Annotated in this window: 1 protein-coding gene; it reads right to left on the reverse strand. The window is 64.1% G+C overall.

Translation table 11 applies throughout. The features are described 5' to 3' along the window. Positions 1 to 31: 31 nt before the first annotated feature. Complete coding sequence (locus ABKW28_RS22735; protein WP_348613539.1) at positions 32 to 1288, reverse strand: IS110 family transposase; 1257 nt, start codon at positions 1286 to 1288, stop codon at positions 32 to 34. Positions 1289 to 1585 lie beyond the last annotated feature (297 nt).

Genomic DNA, 1585 nt, shown 5'->3' on the forward strand with positions numbered 1-1585 from the left:
GTCTGATACGAAGATAAACAGTTGGCCGGGGTTAGCTGGCTTTCTCCAGGGTGACGGTGTAGCCGAGTTGTTCGAGCTGGTGCAGGGCGCGGCCTTTGGTGCGCTCAGGGCGCAGGGTGGTGAAGAAGTCGGCGCCGGGGTCGTTGTAGAGCTCTCCGGTCTGGAGCATGTGCCAGATTGCGTTGAGCATGTCGTGCTGCAGCGCAACGCCTGCTCGTTTCTTGCCGCGACGTGCTGCGATGCGTCGGTACTTGGCGGCTAGATAGGTGTTCTTGGTCTGGGATGCGGCGAAAGCTGCGATGCCCAGGGCGCCTTTGAGGTGGGCGTTGCCGTGGGTTGTCTTGCTGGACTTCACCACTCCAGCCGACTCGTTGTTGCCCGGGCAGACTCCTGCCCAGGAGGCCAGGTGTGCGGGGCTGGGGAAGCGGGACATGTCGGCGCCGGTCTCGGCGATGATGACTTCGGCGACTCGGTTGCTGATGCCGGGAATCGATGAGATCAGGGTTCGGGCGTCGCGAAAGGGTTCGATCATCGCCTCGATCCGGTCGGTGATCTCGCTGATCACTTGGTCGTGTTTGTCGATGAGATCGAAGTGCGCGAGCACCAGGAAGCTGTGATGGTCGCTGAAGCGTCCGGTCAGTGCCTCGATCAGCTCGCCGCTCTTGCCCCGCATTGACCAGTGCGCGAGGTCGGCCAGGACCTCAGGGTTGCGTTCGCCAGCGCACAGAGCGTTCAGCATTGCTCGTGCAGAGACCCCGGTGAGATCGGATGCCACCGAGGACAACTTGATGCCGGCTCCTTCGAGGAGCTTCTCCATGCGCAGCACCTCGCGAGAGCGTTCGCGAGTCACTGCGCTGCGGGTGCGGGTCAGGTCGCGCAGCTCACGGATCGCCGGTGGAGGGACGAACGAGGCTCGGACCAGACCATGAGCTCCGAGCTGGGCCAGCCAGGTCGCGTCGTTGACGTCGGTCTTGCGGCCGGGCACGTTCTTGACGTGTCGGGCGTTGACCAGCATCACCTCGCAGCCCGGCAGGTCCTCCAGCAAGTAGTAGTAGGGCTTCCAGTAGTCGCTGGTGGCTTCCATGAGCACCAACGTGACCTGCTGCTCGATCAGGTGCTCACGCAACGCCAGGATGGTGTTGGTCATCGACCCCCACGTGGTGACGACCTCGCTGATGCGTTCCTTGGCCCTGCGGCTGTGGGGATTCACGCCGGGAGTTCGCACGCAGACCTTCGCGAACTTCTTGCCGATATCTATGCCCGCGCACCGCGGATGTACTTCCTCCATCACTGCGTCCTCCTTGATCCGGTGGCGACGCCGACCCGGCGTCGCAGGTGCCGGCCGTGAGGGGAGCGAGTGATTCGGAAGTCTGAATACGCGTGCTCAACGGCAACAATCCACGGTTCTCGTGGGAGCTCCCCGCCCCATGCTCGAAAGCAGGCTCAAGGCGCCAGAGACGCTCGGGGTCCGTCACGACCGACACCCTCCAAGCATCACCCCGACGACGCCACGCGGGAACCGTCACCGACCCCGATCTTCCCGCGCCACGGCGCGGCCCGGGGTTGGCCGCTGGGTTGCTCGAAA

Origin of the sequence: Nocardioides sp. 31GB23, from assembly GCF_040012395.1 — a bacterium.
Lineage (GTDB): Bacteria > Actinomycetota > Actinomycetes > Propionibacteriales > Nocardioidaceae > Nocardioides > Nocardioides salarius.

Bases quoted from the DNA above. Each gene is read 5' to 3' on its own strand.
- ABKW28_RS22735 (WP_348613539.1), bottom strand. From the start codon at position 1,288: ATGGAGGAAGTACATCCGCGGTGCGCGGGCATAGATATCGGCAAGAAG.